The 20,529-nt window shown below is 34.2% G+C and carries 21 protein-coding genes and 1 tRNA gene; 14 read left to right on the top strand and 8 right to left on the bottom strand.

All coding sequences use genetic code 11. From position 1 onward, the window contains the following. Window positions 1-19: 19 nt before the first annotated feature. The 6 genes from ACIQ2L_RS07315 to ACIQ2L_RS07340 all read right to left on the bottom strand — a co-directional run bounded on the left by ACIQ2L_RS07315 (window position 20) and on the right by ACIQ2L_RS07340 (window position 5,994). Window positions 20-1,324 carry an ABC transporter permease gene (locus ACIQ2L_RS07315; protein WP_396157515.1) on the bottom strand — a complete coding sequence of 435 codons (1,305 nt, stop codon included), beginning with the start codon at window positions 1,322-1,324 and terminating at the stop codon, window positions 20-22. A gap of 75 nt (window positions 1,325-1,399) precedes the next feature. Further along, on the bottom strand, window positions 1,400-2,320 hold the full coding sequence (locus ACIQ2L_RS07320; protein ID WP_396157516.1) for an ABC transporter ATP-binding protein: 921 nt from the start codon (window positions 2,318-2,320) through the stop codon (window positions 1,400-1,402). A 234-nt stretch (window positions 2,321-2,554) separates the two neighbouring features. Next, a complete protein-coding gene (gene dnaJ / locus ACIQ2L_RS07325) occupies window positions 2,555-3,667 on the bottom strand; it encodes a molecular chaperone DnaJ (protein WP_396157517.1) in 1,113 nt (370 codons plus the stop codon). A gap of 66 nt (window positions 3,668-3,733) precedes the next feature. Then, window positions 3,734-4,297, bottom strand: a complete 564-nt coding sequence (locus ACIQ2L_RS07330; RefSeq protein ID WP_396157518.1) for a nucleotide exchange factor GrpE — start codon at window positions 4,295-4,297, stop codon at window positions 3,734-3,736. Window positions 4,298-4,558: 261 nt separating this feature from the next. Beyond that, complete coding sequence (locus ACIQ2L_RS07335) at window positions 4,559-5,464, bottom strand: TIGR01777 family oxidoreductase (RefSeq protein ID WP_396157519.1); 906 nt, start codon at window positions 5,462-5,464, stop codon at window positions 4,559-4,561. A 74-nt stretch (window positions 5,465-5,538) separates the two neighbouring features. After that, window positions 5,539-5,994 carry a DUF4442 domain-containing protein gene (locus ACIQ2L_RS07340; RefSeq protein ID WP_396157521.1) on the bottom strand — a complete coding sequence of 152 codons (456 nt, stop codon included), beginning with the start codon at window positions 5,992-5,994 and terminating at the stop codon, window positions 5,539-5,541. A gap of 187 nt (window positions 5,995-6,181) precedes the next feature. On the opposite strand from ACIQ2L_RS07340, the gene ACIQ2L_RS07345 reads away from it, so the two are divergent. The 6 genes from ACIQ2L_RS07345 (at window position 6,182) to ACIQ2L_RS07370 (ending at window position 10,931) form a co-directional block, all read left to right on the top strand. Further along, entirely contained in the window at window positions 6,182-6,637 is a 456-nt protein-coding gene (locus tag ACIQ2L_RS07345; protein WP_396157523.1) for a DUF4870 domain-containing protein, read from the top strand. A 27-nt stretch (window positions 6,638-6,664) separates the two neighbouring features. Continuing rightward, entirely contained in the window at window positions 6,665-7,033 is a 369-nt protein-coding gene (locus tag ACIQ2L_RS07350; protein ID WP_396157524.1) for a hypothetical protein, read from the top strand. Between the two features lie 114 nt (window positions 7,034-7,147). Further along, window positions 7,148-7,489, top strand: a complete 342-nt coding sequence (locus tag ACIQ2L_RS07355; protein WP_396157525.1) for a PadR family transcriptional regulator — start codon at window positions 7,148-7,150, stop codon at window positions 7,487-7,489. Next, a complete protein-coding gene (locus tag ACIQ2L_RS07360) occupies window positions 7,486-9,237 on the top strand; it encodes a PspC domain-containing protein (protein WP_396157526.1) in 1,752 nt (583 codons plus the stop codon). The genes ACIQ2L_RS07355 and ACIQ2L_RS07360 overlap by 4 nt, the downstream gene beginning before the upstream one ends. Before the next feature lie 2 nt (window positions 9,238-9,239). Then, a complete protein-coding gene (locus ACIQ2L_RS07365; protein WP_396157527.1) occupies window positions 9,240-9,980 on the top strand; it encodes a head GIN domain-containing protein in 741 nt (246 codons plus the stop codon). 114 nt (window positions 9,981-10,094) lie between these two features. Continuing rightward, complete coding sequence (locus ACIQ2L_RS07370; protein WP_396157529.1) at window positions 10,095-10,931, top strand: GIN domain-containing protein; 837 nt, start codon at window positions 10,095-10,097, stop codon at window positions 10,929-10,931. Window positions 10,932-10,991: 60 nt separating this feature from the next. On the opposite strand, the gene trxB is transcribed toward ACIQ2L_RS07370, so the two are convergent. Together trxB and ACIQ2L_RS07380 are read right to left on the bottom strand one after the other, a co-directional pair. Then, window positions 10,992-11,939 carry a thioredoxin-disulfide reductase gene (trxB, locus tag ACIQ2L_RS07375; protein ID WP_396157530.1) on the bottom strand — a complete coding sequence of 316 codons (948 nt, stop codon included), beginning with the start codon at window positions 11,937-11,939 and terminating at the stop codon, window positions 10,992-10,994. A 655-nt stretch (window positions 11,940-12,594) separates the two neighbouring features. Next, window positions 12,595-12,669, bottom strand: a tRNA-Pro gene (locus tag ACIQ2L_RS07380). A 220-nt stretch (window positions 12,670-12,889) separates the two neighbouring features. Between ACIQ2L_RS07380 and udk the strand changes: the two genes are divergently transcribed. From udk to ACIQ2L_RS07420, 8 genes are all read left to right on the top strand, one after another. Continuing rightward, complete coding sequence (gene udk, locus ACIQ2L_RS07385; protein ID WP_396157531.1) at window positions 12,890-13,498, top strand: uridine kinase; 609 nt, start codon at window positions 12,890-12,892, stop codon at window positions 13,496-13,498. Between the two features lie 12 nt (window positions 13,499-13,510). Further along, a complete protein-coding gene (locus ACIQ2L_RS07390; protein ID WP_396157533.1) occupies window positions 13,511-13,864 on the top strand; it encodes a septum formation initiator family protein in 354 nt (117 codons plus the stop codon). Between the two features lie 9 nt (window positions 13,865-13,873). Beyond that, on the top strand, window positions 13,874-15,235 hold the full coding sequence (locus tag ACIQ2L_RS07395; RefSeq protein WP_396157534.1) for a methylmalonyl-CoA mutase subunit beta: 1,362 nt from the start codon (window positions 13,874-13,876) through the stop codon (window positions 15,233-15,235). A 3-nt stretch (window positions 15,236-15,238) separates the two neighbouring features. Beyond that, window positions 15,239-17,362, top strand: a complete 2,124-nt coding sequence (gene scpA / locus ACIQ2L_RS07400) for a methylmalonyl-CoA mutase (RefSeq protein WP_396157535.1) — start codon at window positions 15,239-15,241, stop codon at window positions 17,360-17,362. 374 nt (window positions 17,363-17,736) lie between these two features. Further along, a complete protein-coding gene (locus tag ACIQ2L_RS07405) occupies window positions 17,737-18,318 on the top strand; it encodes a transposase (protein ID WP_396157536.1) in 582 nt (193 codons plus the stop codon). A gap of 173 nt (window positions 18,319-18,491) precedes the next feature. Beyond that, window positions 18,492-18,902 carry a hypothetical protein gene (locus ACIQ2L_RS07410; RefSeq protein WP_396157537.1) on the top strand — a complete coding sequence of 137 codons (411 nt, stop codon included), beginning with the start codon at window positions 18,492-18,494 and terminating at the stop codon, window positions 18,900-18,902. A gap of 145 nt (window positions 18,903-19,047) precedes the next feature. Continuing rightward, a complete protein-coding gene (locus ACIQ2L_RS07415; protein ID WP_396157539.1) occupies window positions 19,048-19,269 on the top strand; it encodes a helix-turn-helix domain-containing protein in 222 nt (73 codons plus the stop codon). A 2-nt stretch (window positions 19,270-19,271) separates the two neighbouring features. Continuing rightward, on the top strand, window positions 19,272-20,528 hold the full coding sequence (locus ACIQ2L_RS07420) for a DNA cytosine methyltransferase (RefSeq protein ID WP_396157540.1): 1,257 nt from the start codon (window positions 19,272-19,274) through the stop codon (window positions 20,526-20,528). The last annotated feature ends 1 nt before the right edge of the window (window position 20,529 follow it).

The raw sequence follows: 20,529 nt of genomic DNA on the forward strand, positions 1-20,529 counted from the left end.
ATAAAGGCATAAGCATACTTTAATATTTCAACCAACGAATTAACTCTTTCCAAGTTGGTTTTTTACCATACATCAGAATGCCTACCCGGTAAATCTTAGCAGCAAACCAAACTACTCCAAGGAACGTTACAAACAATAATACCATTGACACAATAATTTGCCAAAGCGGTACGCCAAATGGTATGCGCATCATCATAACGATTGGAGAAGTTAACGGAATCATCGAAAAAACCGTAGCAATGGTTCCGTGTGGATCATTTATAACGGTAAAGAAACCGATGTAAACGCCCAATATCAAAGGCATGATGATTGGCAATAAAAATTGTTGTGAATCAGTCTCATTATCAACCGCTGCCCCTATAGAGGCATAGAACGAACTGTATAAAAAGTATCCTCCTATGAAATAAAAGATAAAAGAAATTAAGAGGGTTGCAATGGGTAAATTCCACAATTCCTTAACATACATTTGAATTTGGCTTCCGGATGCATTTTGTGCCGCTTGCATTGCCTGTACTTGTGCTCCACCAGAAGCGCCCATATGCACACCTAGCATACTTGATACTACAAACATCGCCGTCAAACCCAACAGCGCCCATATTAAAAATTGTAATATTCCGGCTAAAGATGTGCCAATGATTTTACCCATCATCAATTGAAATGGCTTCACTGATGAAATGATAACTTCAATTATTCGAGATGTTTTTTCTTCTATGACACTACGCATAACCATATTCCCATACAATACAATAAACATCATAATTAAATAACCAAACGCACCTCCAATAATGATTTTGATTTCGTTTAAACCTTTTAACGCTTCCTCTCCAGATGCTTTTTCCAAATTAATAGCAACAGTTGCTTTAGCATTTTTAATGGCTAAAGTATCTAAACCTGCCTTTTGGAAATTTTCAGATGTAATTTTTTTGGCAATTATATCTTCTAAATCTTCGATAAAAGAAACACTTGGACTTTCATTAGATACAAACTGAATCTTTTTTTGAAGTTGGGTATTGTCTTCTACTTTTGGAATGATTAAAAGTCCTTCGTAGCTTTCGTTAACGATACTATCTTTCAAAACTTTTAAATCAACTTGAGATACATTAACATATTTATATTCTTCATCGCTTTTAAATTCATTTACAAACTGACCTGTTTCATCATGAATGGCGATGGTTTTCAGTTCCGCTTTCATGGTGCTTAAATAGCCCACAAAAACACCAATGCCCACAAACAATAACGGACTTAAAAAAGTCATTACAATGAAGGATTTATTGCGCACTTTGGCAATAAATTCTCTTTTTATGATAAGAAGTAATTTGCTCATAATTTTTAGAAACTACAATATTAGAAATTCCAAACCTGCCTGCTGGCAGGCAGGTTCCAATAGTTTTTTTGTTTTTTATTTTGTGACCGTTTGGATAAAAATATCATTCATGCTCGGAATTTTTTCCACAAAATGAGTTACTTGACCTCTTTGAACTAAAGTATTCAATAACTCATTTGGTGTAGCATTTCCAAGATTAATTTCTAATTTTAATTCGTCGTTTAACGATTTGAAATCTGTTTGAGATAAGGTAAATTTTTGTGACAAATCATACATTAAACCTTCTATGTTATCGCTTAAAATTCCGACTTCATAGCTATTGGTTCTGAATTGCTTTTTGACATCATATAATTTGCCTTCAATTAGTTTATTCGATTTGTGAATTAACGCGATATAATCACACATTTCTTCCACGCTTTCCATTCGGTGCGTTGAAAAAATTACGGATGTTCCCTGCTTGTTCAACTCGATAATTTCGTCTTTAATCAAATTAGCATTGACTGGGTCAAAGCCCGAAAACGGTTCGTCAAGGATAAGTAACTTTGGCTTGTGTAAAACGGTAACCACAAATTGAATTTTTTGTGCCATTCCTTTAGAGAGTTCCTGAATTTTTTTATTCCACCAACCTTGGATTTCCAAACGATCAAACCAATAATCTAATTGATGCTTTGCTTCTTGCTTTGACAATCCTTTTAGCTGTGCCAAATACAAACATTGTTCACCTACTTTCATGGTTTTATACAAACCTCTTTCTTCGGGCATATAACCGATAACGCCTACGTCTTCTGGCTTTAGTTTTTCTCCATCTAAAATTATTTCACCACTATCGGGCAACGTAATTTGATTGATAATACGAATGAGGGAAGTTTTACCGGCGCCATTTGGACCGAGAAGTCCGTAGATAATGCCTTTGGGAACGGTTAAAGAAACTTCGTTTAGCGCGGTATAATCACCATATTGCTTAACTACTTTGTTTACTTCAAGTATATTGCTCATAGTTTTAAATTTCAATGTCAGGATTCAATATCAAAATTCAATGGTAATGTCAATCCCATAATATTGTCATTGCTATTGCTGTTCAATGGTGCAAAAGTAACGAATAAGTAGGCAAGTCGAATTTTTTTGTTACAAAAAACCCACCCTGATTTTTACATAAGGATGGGAAAAATTGCTATGAAAAAGAAGTTACTTGTTTCCAAGTAACTTTCAAATATAAATATATTTTTTTAACTATGAAAACATATCTTTCACTTTTTCAAAAAAAGATTTATCTCCTTTTTCTGGATTTGGAATAAAGTTTTCATCTGTCAAGGAATTTTCAAAAAACTGACGTTGTTCTTTATTAAGTTTCTTTGGCGTCCATACATTCACATGCACCAATAAATCACCTGTTCCATAGCTATTCAAACTTGGAATACCTTTTCCTTTTAACCTTAAAATCTTTCCAGATTGAATCCCTTCTTCGAGTTTGATTCTCACCTTTCCGTTCACGGCTTCAATTTCTTTAGATACTCCTAATGCCGCTTCAGCAAAACTAATATATAAATCATAGTGAAGATTCTCACCTTCTCGTTTTAAAAATTCATGTTCCTGTTCTTCTACTGCAACAATTAAATCTCCAGCAATTCCATTTCCAGGAGCATCGTTCCCTTTACCAGCAACTTTCAATTGCATTCCGTCAACTACTCCAGCCGGAATTTTAATAGATACTGTTTCATCTTCCAATATCATTCCATGTGCATCGGCATTGTTGGGTTTGCTTTCAATAGTTTGCCCCGTTCCGCCGCAGACATGACATGTTGTAGCCGATTGCATTCTCCCTAAAATCGTATTGGTTACTCTTAGAACTTGTCCTTGACCATTACATGTAGCGCACGTTTTATATTTTACGCCTTGAGCCTGAATTTTACGTTTTACTTTTACTTTCTTCTCAACTCCATTCGCAATTTCCTCTAAAGTCAATTTGACTTTAATACGAAGATTGCTTCCTTTTACTCTGCGTTGTCCTCCAGAATTTCCTCCAAATCCACCAAATCCGCCACCGAAAATATCTCCAAATTGACTGAATATATCATCCATATTCATGTGATGTCCACCACCATATCCGCCACCGCCGCCATCAAAAGCAGCATGACCGTATTGATCATACTTTGCTTTTTTATCAGTATCGCTTAGCACTTCGTACGCTTCGGCTGCTGTTTTAAAATTTTCTTCGGCTTGTTTATTACCTGGATTTTTATCAGGATGAAATTCAATAGCTTTTTTTCGGTATGCTTTTTTTATTTCCTCAGCAGATGCGCTTTTGGATACGCCTAATATTTCGTAAAAATCTTTTTTGCTCATAATCTATTTTAATAAATATTTAAGCCGCAACGGTATACGGCTTTATTCAAAAGTTGCGATAGTCTATTAATTACCTATAACAACTTTTGGGAAACGAATTATTTTGTCTCCAAGTTTGTATCCTTTTTCTATCACATCTACAACTTTACCTTTTAAGTCATCTGTTGGCGCTGGAATTTGAGTAATCGCTTCGGCAAAATCAGCATTAAATGCATCACCAGCTTTTATTTCAACTTGTTCTAAACCTTTAGAAACGAGAGTGCTTTTTAGTTTTTCATGAATTAACTCCACTCCTTTTAACAACACTTCGTCATTTGACTTCGATATCTCAACCATAGCTCTGTCAAAATCGTCTAATACTGGCAAAATAGCCTGCAATACCTCTTCATTTGCAGTTTTAAACAATTCGATTCGTTCTTTAGCTGTTCTTCGTTTGAAGTTTTCAAATTCGGCAAAAAGACGTAAAAATTTATCTTTTTCTTTAGCTAAATCTTCTTGTAATTGTTCTTCAACAGTAAGTTCAGCTGCAGTTTCAACAGCGTTTACAGCGTTTTCGTTTACATCACATTCTTTTTCGCTATTTTCAGTACTCATTGTGCTTTTATTTTTAAATATATTTTTGATTTTCATTTGACCAATTCGTAAACAAAAGTACTGCCATTTCTTTGAAAATGTCAAATTGTCACTATATTTTGCGGAATAAAAAGATTGACGTTTAAAAAAATAAGAAAAATTTAATAAAATTTTAAGACTATTACGATTTCGTTTTGTTTATGTTTGTAGTAGATACTGAATAAGTATTTAAAATTAGGTTAGTTAATCGCTGTAAAAAATTATTAATTCAAGAATCTTTATAGTAAAAAAAGTGCTGTTTTTTAAACAGCACTTTTTTTATGAATACAAATCTTTAAGAGCGGTTTCAATCATAGGAAATTTAAATTTAAATCCTAGATTTTCAATTTTTTTTGCACTTAAATTTTTACTTGAAAAAAGGAGATAGCTCATTTCACCCAATAAAAAATTCATTATAAACTTAGGGATGTTAGGTAGGAATAGTGATTTTTTCAATGTTTTAGCAATAGCGCTTGTAAGTTGCATATTGCTTACAGGATTTGGTGTCACAGCATTATAAATACCCTCTAAATGGTTATCGATTGCAAAACTATACATTCTAACCAAATCCTCTATGTGTATCCAAGATTGCATTTGCTTACCGCTTCCCATTGCTGCCCCAAAACCCATTTTGATTGGCTTAACCATTTCGGGTAAAGCACCACCTAGATTAGAAAGCACAATTCCAGTTCTAATTTTGCAAACCTTTATACCCAGAACTTGAAATCTATCTGCGCTTTCTTCCCACTTTTTTACTACATTAGAAAGGAAACTATCTTCTGTTTCTGTAGTTGTTTCATCATAAACTATACTATCACTTTCTGGATAAATAGCAGTTCCTGAAGCCGAAACAAAATGTTTTATTTTGTTTGGAGTTTTTCTAATCAAATTATAGAGCAGTTCAGATGATAACGTTCTACTTTCAATGATTTCTTGTTTGTAATCATTTGTCCACCGTTTAGCAATGTTGGCTCCAGCTAAATGAACAATTACATCTACATTAAAAAGACAATTTTCGTCTATCTTACCTTGTTCAGGATTCCAATAAAAGCCTCTATGATTAGGTTTATTTACAATTTTCGACTTTGAAGTAGTCAAATAATTTACCGAATGCTTTTGTGACAATAATAATTTCACCAACTCATTTCCTATTAAACCTGTAGCACCTGTAATTAAAATATTCATCAGAAATTATTTTTTTCAAAATTACAATCAACAGCGGATATATGAACTTGAATTATACTAGGTTTAACTTTTGTTTATGGTTTCATTTTAATACTCCATTCAAAGTTCATTTCGGAAACCTGCTCTCCCTTTTCATTTATACCAATAGATTTCATCCAAATAGTTTGTCCTTCACCCGTTGCTATGGCTTTCTGTATGGCGCCTTCAATTAAATGACCTTCATTACAAGTAAAAGTTATTCTTCCTGTAGCTTTTTTAGAAAAGTTTCCATTGTTATTTGCAACAAGCATAGAGATTTTTTTACCACTCATTTTAATTTGCAACATCACCAAAGCTCCAGTTGTAAGTTCGGCAGCCATTGCCTGAACCGCAAAATACATTGATCTAAAAGGGTTTTGATTAAACCAACGATGCTTCACTGTAACTATACATTGCTGTTTTGAAATGGATTTTACTCGAACACCACACCAATAAGCTGAAGGCAATTTAAAAAATAAAAAAGTATTTAATTTTGAAGGAGAAAGTTCCATAAAAGCTTGATTTTACTGTAAATGTAATGAAAAATGTAGTACTATTAATTTTCTTTTAAATGTTAATTTTTTGTTAAATTAAAGTACTTTGTATTGCATAATACCTTTTTTTGACTTTATCTTTGCATAAGAAATTAATAGACTATCTATAGTATTAAAAATTTATCATCAATCTAAAAAATAAATTATGACAACAACAAATAACAAAAATGTAGCTACTGTTATACACCTTAGTACTTTGACACACTATTTTATTCCATTTGGAAATTATATTTTTCCAATAGTTATTTGGAGTTCTAAGAAAGAGGAATCAGAATTTATAGATTATAATGGCAAACAAGTTTTGAACTTCCAATTAAGTATTTTTCTTTATAGTGTTCTATTATGCTTAATCGCTATTCCAATTTTGGTATATACATTTTTTCAAAACATTCCTTTCGAAGCTATTATTAATGACAATAACCTTACTATCAATAATTTTCATCTAGAACATATTGGTGGAATTGCAATCATAGGAATTATTGCTGCTTTTTTATTTTGTTCTTTAAAAATAATAGAATTTGTATTAATCATTCTAGCTGCTGTAAAAACATCTCATGGAGAAAATTATAAATACCCGCTTAGCATACCCTTTTTTAAATAATCATTAATCATCAAAATCAATCAAAAAATGAAACAGTTAATCTTACTTGCAGGAATGTTACTAGTCATGACGGCAAAATTAGTAGCACAAGAAAACAATGGTATCGAAGTTAATCACTTCCAAATGCAAAATTCTGAATTACAAAATGAAAATCATCAATTCGAAATTGTAGCTCATGAAAACGTAGACGTCGATTTAAAATTTAATCTTAAAACAGATGACAATATCAATGTGATTGTAACAGACAGAAGAAATAATATTGTATACACTGAAAAATTTAAAAAGTCAGGACAAAATAATCTGCGATTTGCAATGGATGAAAATGAAAAATATCTAGTGTCGCTTAACGGAGAAAAACAATCCAATCTAATTGTACAAATTTCCAACAATAAATAATTGTCAATCGAATCAGTTTCAATCATCACACAAGTTACTTCCATATTGTTTGGAGTGTAGCGAGAAAAATCAAAAAACGAATTAGTATTAATCAAAAAAATTAAATCATGTATTATGAATATTGAAAACACAAAAGCCCAGATGCGAAAAGGTGTTTTAGAATTTTGTATCTTGTGTGTGCTAAAAGACAAAGAAGCATATACTTCTGAGATTCTAGAAACTTTAAAAAACGCTAAATTGCTTGTGGTAGAAGGCACTGTTTATCCGCTATTGACAAGATTAAAAAATGACGGTTTACTCAACTATCGTTGGGAAGAATCAACTTCGGGACCACCAAGAAAATATTATGGTCTCACTGAAATAGGAAAAACATTTTTAAACGAATTAAATGGCACTTGGACGGAACTGTCTGATGCCGTCAACATCATCACCACTAACAAATCAAAGAAATCATGAACAAAACAGTAAATATTAATATAGGAGGTTTAGTTTTTCACATAGATGAAGATGCTTACCAAAAATTAACTCGATATTTCGAGGCTATTAAACGTTCGCTTTCTAATTCTTCTGGAAAAGATGAAATCATGAAAGACATCGAAATGCGTGTTGCTGAATTGCTTACAGAAAAGCAAAAAAGTGACAAACATGTAATCAATAATAAAGATGTTGATGAAGTAATTGTAATTATGGGACAACCTGAAGATTACAGACTTGATGATGATGGCGAAGAAAAAGCGGCAGAACCATTTTATCCCTACACAAGATCTAAAAAGTTATATCGTGATAAAGATAGAGGAACAATTGCTGGCGTATGTACAGGTTTAGGACACTATTTCGGAATTGATGCCGTTTGGTTAAAAATCTTATTCTTGATATTATTCTTCGGATTCGGAACTGGTTTTATCGCATACATTATTCTTTGGATAGCCATGCCAAAAGCAGTAACTACTTCTGAAAAACTAGAAATGACCGGTGAACCAGTTACCATTTCTAACATCGAAAAAAAAGTTAGAGAAGAGTTTGATACGGTTGCCAACAAATTCAAAAACGCCGATTACGACAAAATAGGAAATAACGTAAAGAATGGTGCTGAAAGAGTTGCCGGTGGACTTAGTGATGTTCTGATAAATATCTTCAAAGTATTTGCTAAAGTATTAGGCGCAATAATAGTTATTTTCTCATCAATTGCATTATTAGCCATATGTTTTGCTTCCATTTTTATGATTTTTTCTTCATCAATGCCTAATAATTATATCATAAATCACATCAGTACACCTATCGGCTTAGAAACTCCTATTTGGGCACAAGGAATCTTGTTTTTTCTAGCGGCCGGAATACCAGCATTCTTTTTCCTACTGTTAGGGTTAAAATTATTGGTAACCAACTTAAAATCATTAGGTAATGTTGTTAAATTTAGCTTGCTGGGGATTTGGATAATTGCTATTGGTCTATTAATTTCACTCGGAATAAAAGAAGCTACTCAAATTGCCTATGATGGTAAAGATGTCAAAAAAGAAGTAATCAATATTACCCCAACAGATACTTTGTATATCAAGTTTAAAAACAATGATTTTTATTCTAAAGATTCCTATAATCATACTGATTTCAAACTTACTCAAGATGAGAATAACAAAGAAATCATTTACTCAAATAATGTATCTATAGAAATTATGCCTACCGAAGAAGCTTTGCCTTATATTCAAATTGAACGTTTAGCAGTAGGAAAATCGGCAGTTGAATCTAAAAATCGTGCAGAAAAAATTAGGTACGGTTATAAAATCGAAGGAAATCAATTACTATTAGATAATTATTTATTGACCGATGTTACTAATAAATTCAGAGATCAAAAAGTTGAATTGTATTTGTATTTACCAAAAGGAACGCTTTTCAAAACAGACGAAAATGTTCAAAATTATGACAGAACAAGCAACGACTTCTTTAATTTACACTTTAGTTCTAATGAGTATATATACAAAGTAGAAGGTGAAAAAGTAAAATGTCTAAACTGTCCCGCTACTGAAAACGATTACAATGATGTTGATGGGGTGAATTCTGAAGAGGTCAATGTAACCAATGAAAATGATAGCACTGACGTGGTAACCGTAAAAGTAAATGGCAAAACCATCATTGAAACCAAATCAGGAAAAGAGAAAAAAGGAAAATTAACTATTGACGAAAACGGAGTAATAATTAAATCTAACTAATCATGATAAAATTCGTAATATTCAGCACAAAAGGTATTGCCATGGTATTGACGGCATTGTTGTTAAGTTCGTGTAATGCTAATATAAATTTAGGTGAAAGCATTGACGGAAACGGAAATGTGACCAAACAAACCCGTAACGTTGGAACTACTTTTACCAAAATAGATGCCAATCGGGGTTTGAATGTCATTATTGAACAATCTGATTCTTATTTTGTAGAAGTTGAAGCTGATGAAAATTTGCAATCGCACATCACTACTAAAGTTGAAAACGAAACTTTAATCATTACAACTGATGAAAATATTGATGAATCCACTGCAAAAAATGTTCGGGTTAAAATGCCTAACTTAAATGATCTTGAATCTTCAAGTGGTACGTCGGTTAAAACAATTGGAGTAGTTACCGGAACTGAAATTAATATCAAAACAAGTAGTGGTAGTGAAACCAATCTAAACATTGAATTTGATAAAATCACTTGTCAATCTACAAGCGGCAGTTCCCTAAATGTAAGAGGAAAAGCATTACGGGTAACTACACGTTCTTCTAGTGGTAGTACTATTGATGCACGCGATTTAATTGCTAACGAAATAGATTCTGAGTCATCAAGCGGCAGTTCAACGCAGGTGCATCCCGTGGTGCGTTTAATTGGAAAAGCATCAAGCGGAAGCTCTATAAATTACATTGGTTCTCCAAAAACAGTCACAAAAGAAGAAAGTTCCGGCGGAAGTGTTTCAAAAGATTAAGTAATTAAAACATCTCAATGAAAATTGGGATGTTTTTTTTTCTATTTTTGACACAGGAGTCTCGTTCAGAAGACGAGACGAACTGTACAAAGTAAAAATATAGATTGTAAATTCATGAAAAAAATAATTACACTATCCATACTTTTTATCTCAGTTCTGACATACGCTCAGAAAAAAGAAAAAGTGAAAGGTTCTAAAATTGTTAAACTTGAACAAAAGCAAGTAGAGGACTTCGAGAGTATTGAAGTAGAAGATAATTTAGAAGTGTTTTTAGTAAAAGGAAATGATTGTGGATTAGAAGTTGAAGCCGATGATAATTTAATTGAATTTGTAGACTTTAAACTAACGGGGAAAAATCTCAGAATAGCAACAAGTAGAGAGATATCAAGCTTCAAAAAATTGAGTGTTCGTGTCACTTATACCGATAAATTCAACATGGTTATTGCAAAAGACGAAACCAATGTTACTGCTTTGTCCGATGTGATTTTAGAAACTATTACTTTCAAAAGTTACGATTATGCTAAGTTGTTTTTAAACGCCAAAACAACCAACTTTACTTTAATGGCCAATGACAAATCAAAAGTTGAATTAAATCTAAAATCTCAAAAAACAGCTATTGATATTAGTAAAGCCGCTTTTGTAAAAGCTTTAATTTCATCAAATGAAATGCGTTTTGATATGTATCAAAAATCTTCTGCCGAAGTGGAAGGAGATGTTATCGATTTAAAACTACGCATGGATAATAGTGCCGATTTCATCGGAAAAAGACTCACCGCACAAAATGCCTTAGTTGAGACTGGAACGTTTTCAAAAGCATCTATCAATATTAGCAATATTGCAACCGTTAGTGCCTCAGGAAATAGCGAAATTGAATTGTTTGGTGAACCCAAAATTGAAATTAAACGCTTTACTGATAGCGCTCTATTAAAGAAAAGACCAATTAAAAATTAAAAAAATCCCGTGTCGGTCAAAAAAACGAGACGGGATTTTTTTTAAATTCAATTTGCTAAATTATTCCAAAAAAGCTAAATAACGTTCCGCATCTAATGCGGCCATACAACCCGTACCAGCAGCCGTAATCGCTTGACGGTATACATGATCAGCAGCATCACCAGAAACAAAAACTCCTTTTACATTCGTTTTTGACGTTCCAGGGACATTTATAATATACCCTGTTTCGTCACGTGTAATATAATCTGCAAAAATATCCGTGTTTGGTTTATGGCCAATAGCTACAAAAAAACCTGTGGCCTCAATCACAATTTCTTCACCCGATGTTTTGTTCAACGCTTTTACCGCATGCACTACTTGTCCATCTCCAAGAACTTCAACCGTATCGTGATTCATCAAAATAGTAATATTTTCAGTTTTACGAACACGAGCTTCCATAATTTTAGAGGCTCTGAATTTCTCACTTCTAACGAGCATCGTAACTTTTTTACATAATTTCGAAAGGTAATGCGCTTCCTCACAAGCCGAATCTCCAGCACCCACAATCACCACTTCCTGATTCCGATAAAAGAAACCATCACAAACCGCACAAGCAGAAACGCCGCCACCGGTTTGTAAATAATGTTGTTCCGAAGGCAGTCCTAAATATTTAGCGGAAGCACCTGTAGATATGATGACAGTATCTGCATGAATTTCTTTAGTATCGTTAACCCAAACTTTATGAATACTGCCCGAAAAATCAACTTTGGTTACCCAACCATCGCGAACATCCGCGCCAAAACGTTGTGCTTGTTTTTGAATATTAATCATCATTTCTGGACCTGTAATTCCTTCTGGGTTGCCTGGCCAGTTTTCAACTTCATTAGTGGTGGTTAACTGCCCGCCGGGTTGCGTTCCTTGATATAAAACGGGAAACATATTTGCTCTCGAAGCATAGATTGCCGCAGTATAACCTGCAGGACCAGAACCTATAATTAAGCATTTTACTTTTTCTATTGTATCAGACATGATTTAAATTTATTTTGGCAACAAATGTAAACTTTTCATTCGAAAAAAAATTCGGAAACCAATTGCTAAATGCAATTTGTGGATAAGATTCGGTTATTGTTGAAAAAGATAATCAGGAGCGGATTATTTATTTATTCTAAGATATTTAGTCCCGCTGTTCGCGCTACATGGTAGCTTGCTACCACCTGCCTGCCTGCCTGCCGGCAGGTCGGGGCTAATAAGAACGTTTTGTTTTTCAGATGTCCATTATCAAAATTTCTCTTAAGACAACTTTCTATAACAAAACATAATTAGGACTACATTGTCACACTGAGCTTGTCGAAGTGCCGTCTAATAAGCAGCATAATATAAAGTAGAAATACTCCGTGATCCTCAGTTTCGGAGCTATCACTAGTAAATCCATTCGCGCCTTGAGCAATGTGCTTTTGTCATTAACTTCGTTCAGTCGAGCAAGCTCTCTAGTCCCGCGAAGGCGGGAATCCGCACTACCTTACTACAGGATTACCCCGTGATCCTGAGTTTGGGCTCTTTTACAAGTAAATCCTTTTGCGTTTTCAACGCAAACTATTTTTTATTTAGAAAAAATAGCACAAGCGAGCTTGGCTATTTTTTCTAAATAAAAAATCCTTTCTGTTTTGCAGAAAGGATTTACTAGTCGGGGTGGCAGGATTCGAACCTGCGGCCTCCTGCTCCCAAAGCAGGCGCGATAACCGGGCTACGCTACACCCCGAAATCGAGCGCAAATATAGAACTATTAATTAGGAAACAAAAGCTTTTTATTTTTTTTCATAGCAAAAATATAATATCACTGATGGCTAAATTCAAAAAAAGACTAATTAATTTTTATACCTAAAGCCCACTGGGCTTCCTCCTTTTAATTTCAAATCTTTTCTTTTCAAACTTCCGATATAATTTCTATTTTTGTTAGAACAAAACAACACAAACTATTTATGTTAATTATTGGAATCGCTGGTGGTACTGGAAGTGGAAAAACAACCGTTGTCCAACAAATTATTAATGAATTACCAGAAACCGAAGTCGGTGTCATATCTCAAGACTCTTATTACAAGGTAAACAATAATTTAAGTTTTGAAGAAAGAGGTTTAATCAATTTTGATCATCCACGAGCCATTGACTTCGAATTATTAGTAAATCATCTGACCGAATTAAAAAAAGGGAATACCATTGAACAACCCGTTTATTCTTTTGTAACGCATAACCGAACCGATGATAGCATTATAACACACCCCAGAAAAGTAATGATTGTTGAGGGAATTTTAATCCTTGCAAATCCCGAACTTCGCGATATGTTCGACGTCAAAATATTTGTTCATGCCGATTCAGATGAAAGATTAATCCGCAGACTGAAAAGAGATATTGCTGAACGTGGACGCGATATGGAAGAAGTTTTAAACCGGTATCAAACGACCTTAAAACCAATGCACCAACAATTTATTGAGCCAACCAAAGCTTTTGCCGACATCATCATTCCAAACGATAAATACAACACGGTCGCCATTGATGTGGTGCGAGCAGTAATTAATCAAAGAATTACGTAAAAAATTAATTTCATGAGCTTCTTTAAAAACCTAACCGATGCCTATCCTATTCTGAAAATTCTCGGAAACCGATATGTTATTGTGTTGGTTTTTTTTGCGGTATGGATGCTATTTTTAGACAACACTTCGTATATGGAACACCGAATCCTAAACAAGCAACTCGACGAACTTGAAGACAATAAAAAATACTATCAGGACGAAATTCACAAGGATGATGAAAATATCAAACTTCTTAAAAATCCTGATCAGATAGAAAAATACGCACGTGAAAAATACTATATGAAACGCGACAGCGAAGACATCTATATCATAGAATTTGAAGGAGATTCTATTAAAGATGAAAAATCAGATTCAAAATCATTATAAGCTACTAGTATGACCGAAAATTTATTTGATGCATTCGAACCTGTTTCTTCCAAACAATGGAAACAGCAAATTCAATACGAACTTAAAGGTGCTGATTATAATGACACCTTGGTTTGGGAAAGTCCCGAAGGTATTAAGGTAAAACCATTTTATCATAATGATGAAGAGGCAGCAAAATTTGATATCAACACTGCAAAAAACAGTTTCTCCATTTTGCAAAATATCTATGTGCATGATGTAGCGCTTTCTAATAAAAGAGCATTAGATACTTTAAATCGTGGTGCCGAAAGTATCCGTTTTACAATAGAAAATGATACGGTTTCTATTGAAGATTTAATGCAAAATCTTCCTTTAGAAAAAACACACTATTTTTTTTATTTGCCTTTCCTTTCCATCGGTTTCGTCAATAAAATCGAGGCATTTGCTACAAAAAGTCAGGCTAAATGCCACATTCAAATTGACCCAATTGGTCAATTAGCCAAAGACGGTAACTGGTTTCAAAACGTAGAGAACGATTTTGAAAAATTAAATAGTATTTCACAAAAAGCAACAATTCCTTTTTTGACCATAAATAGCGGAATTTACCAAAATGCAGGTGCCAATTGCGTACAACAACTGGCGTATACTTTGGCTCATGTTAATGAATATTTTAACCGAGTTAAAAATTGCAACCAACCTATTACTATTGAAGTTACAGTTGGAACCAATTACTTTTTTGAAATTGCCAAGCTGAGAGCATTACGATTATTATTCAATACTCTAGCTAAAGAATACCATCACAATTTTGATTGTCATATTATTGTAACGCCAACCAAACGCAATAAAACGGTATACGATTACAACGTAAATATGCTGCGAACCACAACCGAATGCATGTCGGCTATTCTAGGTGGTGCCAATAGTATTGCTAATTTGCCTTATGATAGTTTGTACCACAAAGACAATGAGTTTGGTGATCGAATTGCTAGAAATCAATTATTGGTATTAAAACACGAAAGCTATTTTGATAAAGTTAGTAATCCGGCTGATGGTGCGTATTACATCGAATCTCTTACTGAACAGTTAGCCGAAAAAGCATTGACGCTTTTCAAAGAAATTGAAGTTAAAGGTGGTTTAATTACACAACTCATCGAAGGCAACATCCAAAAGAAAATCAGTGAAAGCGCTACCAAAGAACAAGAACTGTTTGATAGCGGAAAAGAAATTTTGTTGGGAACCAACAAATACCCAAACAAAAACGACAAAATGAAACACGATTTGGAATTGTATCCGTTTGTGAAACAAAATCCACGTAAAACGTTAATCACACCGATTATAGAAAAGCGTTTGGCAGAGAAAATAGAACAAGAACGTTTATCTCAAGAAGATTAAGCTATGAGAAAAAACATCCAACATATAAAAATAAAGAAGCAAGAAGCAAGAGGCAAGAAGCAAGAAAAAGAAAACTTTCTTACTGCTGAAGGAATCGAACTTAGACCATCCTATTCTGAAAAAGATATAGAAAATCTCGAACACATTGGTTTCGGAGCCGGCTTTGCCCCTAACCTTCGCGGTCCGTATGCCACGATGTATGTGCGTCGCCCTTGGACAATTCGTCAGTATGCTGGGTTTTCAACAGCTGAAGAAAGCAATGCTTTTTATAGAAGAAATTTAGCTGCAGGACAAAAAGGATTATCAGTAGCATTTGACTTGGCTACACACCGAGGATATGATTCTGACCACGAACGCGTTTTTGGCGATGTCGGAAAAGCAGGTGTTGCCATCGATTCGGTGGAAGATATGAAAGTTCTATTCGATCAAATTCCGCTCGACGAAATGTCGGTTTCTATGACTATGAATGGTGCCGTTTTACCTATTATGGCGTTCTATATTGTAGCTGCCGAAGAACAAGGTGTTTCTCCTGAGAAATTATCTGGAACCATACAGAATGACATTTTGAAAGAGTTTATGGTGCGTAATTCCTATATCTATCCGCCAACTCCTTCCATGAAAATTATCGCTGATATTTTTGAATATACCAGCAAGAACATGCCAAAGTTCAATTCCATCTCTATTTCAGGCTATCACATGCAAGAAGCGGGAGCTACGGCAGATATAGAGTTAGCCTACACCTTAGCTGATGGTTTAGAATACATTCGAACCGGATTAGCAACCGGAATGAAAATCGATGCGTTTGCTCCTCGCCTTTCGTTCTTTTGGGCGATTGGTATGAACCATTTTATGGAAATTGCCAAAATGCGCGCGGGCAGAATGTTGTGGGCAAAACTTTTAAAACAATTCAACCCACAAGACGAAAAATCGTTGGCCTTACGAACGCATTGTCAAACTTCGGGATGGAGTTTAACCGAACAAGATCCGTTTAACAATGTGGCACGAACGTGCATTGAAGCCGCTGCTGCAGCCTTTGGTGGAACGCAATCCTTACACACCAATGCATTAGATGAAGCCATTGCATTACCCACCGATTTTTCGGCTCGAATTGCACGAAATACTCAGATATTTTTACAAGAAGAAACCAAAATCTGCAAAACGGTTGATCCTTGGGCAGGCAGTTATTATGTAGAAAGTTTAACCAATGAAATTGCCCAAAACGCTTGGAAACTCATTGAAGAAGTAGAAGAATTAGGCGGCATGACCAAAGCTATCGAAGCTGGAATTCCAAAATTGCGCATTGAGGAAGCCGCAGCTCGAAAGCAAGCTCGAATTGACAGCAGCCAAGATATTATCGTAGGCGTGAACCAATACCGCTTGGATAAAGAAGATCCGTTGCAGATTTTAGATGTGGATAACGATATGGTTCGTAAGCAACAAATCGAACAATTGCAACAGATAAAAGCGTCACGTGATACTGAAAAAGTAACAGCATGCTTAGCAAAATTAACGGATTGTGCTAAGAATGCAAACGATAATTTACTATCTTTAGCCATAGAAGCTGCCCGAAACAGAGCCACACTAGGTGAAATCAGTGATGCGCTCGAAGAAGTTTTTGGCAGATACAAAGCACAAATTAGAAGTTTCAGCGGCGTGTATAGTAAAGAAATCAAAAACGACCAAAGCTTTGAAAAAGCCAAACAATTAGCCGACGCTTTCGCGAAGAAAGAAGGACGTCGACCACGTATTATGATTGCCAAAATGGGACAAGACGGTCACGACCGTGGTGCCAAAGTAGTTGCTACGGGTTATGCCGATGTGGGTTTTGATGTGGATATTGGTCCATTATTTCAAACGCCAGCCGAAGCCGCCAAGCAAGCCGTAGAAAATGATGTTCATATTCTAGGCGTTTCCTCACTAGCAGCCGGACATAAAACACTTGTTCCTCAAGTGATAGAAGAATTAAAAAATTACGGTCGCGAAGACATCATGGTCATCGTGGGTGGCGTTATTCCGCCACAAGACTACCAATTCTTGTTTGATGCCGGAGCCGTTGCAGTATTTGGCCCTGGTACTAAGATAAGTGAAGCGGCCATTAGTATTTTAGAAGTGTTATTGCAAGACTAACCAAACCTGACAGGTTTTTGAAACCTGTCAGGTTTGATGTTCCCTCGAGGGATTTTTTTTGTTGCCAATACGGTAGACAAAATGTCGAAGCATTGGAAAACATTTTGTCGAAGCCGCCCCAAGAGATTCCGAAGTGTTTGCTGTTTTTACCCTGGCACTAAGATAAGTGAAGCCGCTATTAGTATCTTAGAAGTTTTGTTGGAAGATTAACCTATTTGTCATTCCCGCGGAGGCGGGAATCCATAACAACAAGCGCTCACTTTACAGTGGGTGTTTTTTATTTAAAATGTACACTTTAAGTGTATCACTATTAAAAATTTCATTACTATTTTCGCTAGACCTGACAGGTTTTAAAATCCTGTCAAGTCTAAACAATGAAAACAATTCAACCTCTTAAAAACGGGAAACTTTATCACATTTATAACCGTGGTATAAACAGTGATGTCATATTCAATGAAAACAGTAATTACGAATATTTCTTAAAACTGTACGACAAACACATTGACCCAATTGCAGAAACTTTTGCTTGGTGTTTAATGAAAAATCACTTTCACTTTTTAGTAAGAATTAAAGACGTTGAAAAAATAACTACCGAAAAGAAAATTTTACCCTCTCAATCCTTTTCAAATTTATTTAATGCCTATACCAAAGCATTTAATAAAAGTAATCATAGACATGGTCCAATGTTCGAAAGGCCTTTTAAAAGAAAGCTCATCGAAAATGAAAGTTATTTCCAAAACCTCATCACCTACATTCATAACAATCCCGTTCATCACAATATATGTGAACATCCATTGGAATATCCATGGAGTTCCTATATAACATGCCTTTCAGACAAGCCAACAAAAATAAAACGCAAAGAAGTACTAGAAATGTTTACCGACGTTGAGAATTTTAAAAATGTCCATAAACAAAAAAGGAATTATTTTGCAATTGAGACATTTTTAGGAATTTAGTCTCACAAACCTGACAGGTTTTTGAAACCTGTCAGGTTTAAAAAGGTATACCACTCCCAAAATAAAACCCATTGCCCTCGCTTTTCCCACCAATAATTCGTAACTTTAAAGTACAAAAATTGGCCGTCTGTTCACTCAGAAGACTAATTTACTAATCGTTAAAATCAAAGAAAATGAAAGCAACAAAAAAAGTCGGCATTTGGTTAGACCATACCACCGCCCGTGTGATCGAATATAATACGGAAGAACTCAAAGCAACAACGGTAAAATCAGACCTCAAAGGATTAGACAACCAAGAAGGCGTGCAACACAGTGAAAGTTTGTTGCACCACAAAGAGAACCAACATCTAAAAGACTATTATAAAAATCTTATCACTATTCTTAAAGAGTATGACGAAATCCTCCTCTTTGGTCCTACCACCGCAAAAACTGAGTTATACAACCTCATCCGCGAAGAACACAAATACGACCACCTCAAAATAGAAACCAAGACAGCCGTAAAAATGTCACCACCCGAAGAGCATGCTTTTGTGGTCAACCATTTCAAAACGGTACTTAACTACGAGAGCCCGTTTACGAAATAAAAGAGTTTATAGTTTGGTAGAAACACCCGCTGTGAAGTGGGTGTTTTTTTTGTTTGTACCTATCTGAAAACTTTGTTGACAAGTACCTAACTATGCTTACTATCGTAGGCGGGTCAATTGTAAGCATCATTTTAAATTTAAACACATGAATATTAAAGAAAAATTCGGACAAAAAGTAAAAGTACTAAGAGAAGAAAAAGGCTTCTCTATTGAGCAATTAGCTAATATTTCGAACGTTGACAGAAACTATATCTCGGATATAGAAAAAGGAAAAAGAAATGCTTCGATTGAAATAATCGAAAAAGTTATTAATGGATTAGAAACTGATTTTGCAACATTCTTCAGTGATAAAAGTTTTAAGAAATGAAAATGAAAGAAAAAATATCAATCGATGAATTTGACGGTAAAAAATTTAAAATTAGCTTTTTTGAAGAAGACGATAACAGAAAAGCTGTGTTAACTCATTATTTACACAATTATAGAAATGGAGTAAAATCTTATTTTGAAAAAGATGCTATAGAATATTTAAATCAAATAATTGAATATAAAAATCGTGAAGAAAATTTATCTTTTGTTTCTGATGTAGCCATACAACAACTGCTTTTTGAAGTTGAAAACGTTCCTTTCCCTACTCCAGAAAATTATACATTTAAATTTATTGATTTATTTGCTGGAATTGGTGGGTTTAGATTGGCTCTGCAAAATTTAGGTGGAAAATGTATTTTTACATCTGAATGGGATGAATATGCAAAGAAAACTTATCGTGCAAATTTTGGAGAAACTCCTTTCGGAGATATTACTAAAGAAAGCACAAAATCATTTATTCCAAATGACTTTAATGTGCTTTGTGGTGGTTTCCCATGTCAACCATTTTCTCATGCAGGATTAAAAAAAGGCTTTGAAGACACTAGAGGAACTTTATTTTTTGATGTTGCGGATATAATAAATAGAAGGATTGAAAGTAAAAATCCTATTGATGTAATATTTTTAGAAAATGTCAAAGGATTAAAAAATCATGATAAAGGAAATACTTTAAAAACAATTGTTAAAACTCTAAATAGTTTAGGCTACGAAGTAAAAACTGAAATTTTGAATTCCAAAAATTTTGGAGTCCCACAAAATCGTGAAAGAATATTTATTGTTGCTTGGTTAAAAGATAAAAATAAAACTTTTAAGTTTCCTTTAGGTATTGATTTTGAAGAAAACATTATTTATGAAAAAGATGATTTATTTAAAATTAAACATACTAAAGTTGGAGATATCCTCATTAAAAATCCAGAAGAAAAATATACAATATCAGATAGATTGTATGAAGGACATATAAGAAGAAGAAAAGAACATAAAGAAAAAGGAAATGGATTTGGTTTTTCTTCTTTTGACAAAAACGCACAATATACTAGCACAATATCTGCAAGATATTATAAAGACGGAAGCGAAATATTAATTGAGCAAAAAGATAAAAACCCTAGAAAACTAACACCAAGAGAAGCTGCCAATTTACAAGGTTATCCAAAAAATTACGTAATTCCAGTTTCTGATAATCAAGCATACAAACAATTTGGAAATAGTGTTTCCGTTCCTGTGATACAAACTGTCTTTAATGAAATTAAAAAACAATTACTATAAA

The sequence above is a fragment of the Flavobacterium sp. genome, assembly GCF_044369455.1.
Classification (GTDB): domain Bacteria; phylum Bacteroidota; class Bacteroidia; order Flavobacteriales; family Flavobacteriaceae; genus Flavobacterium.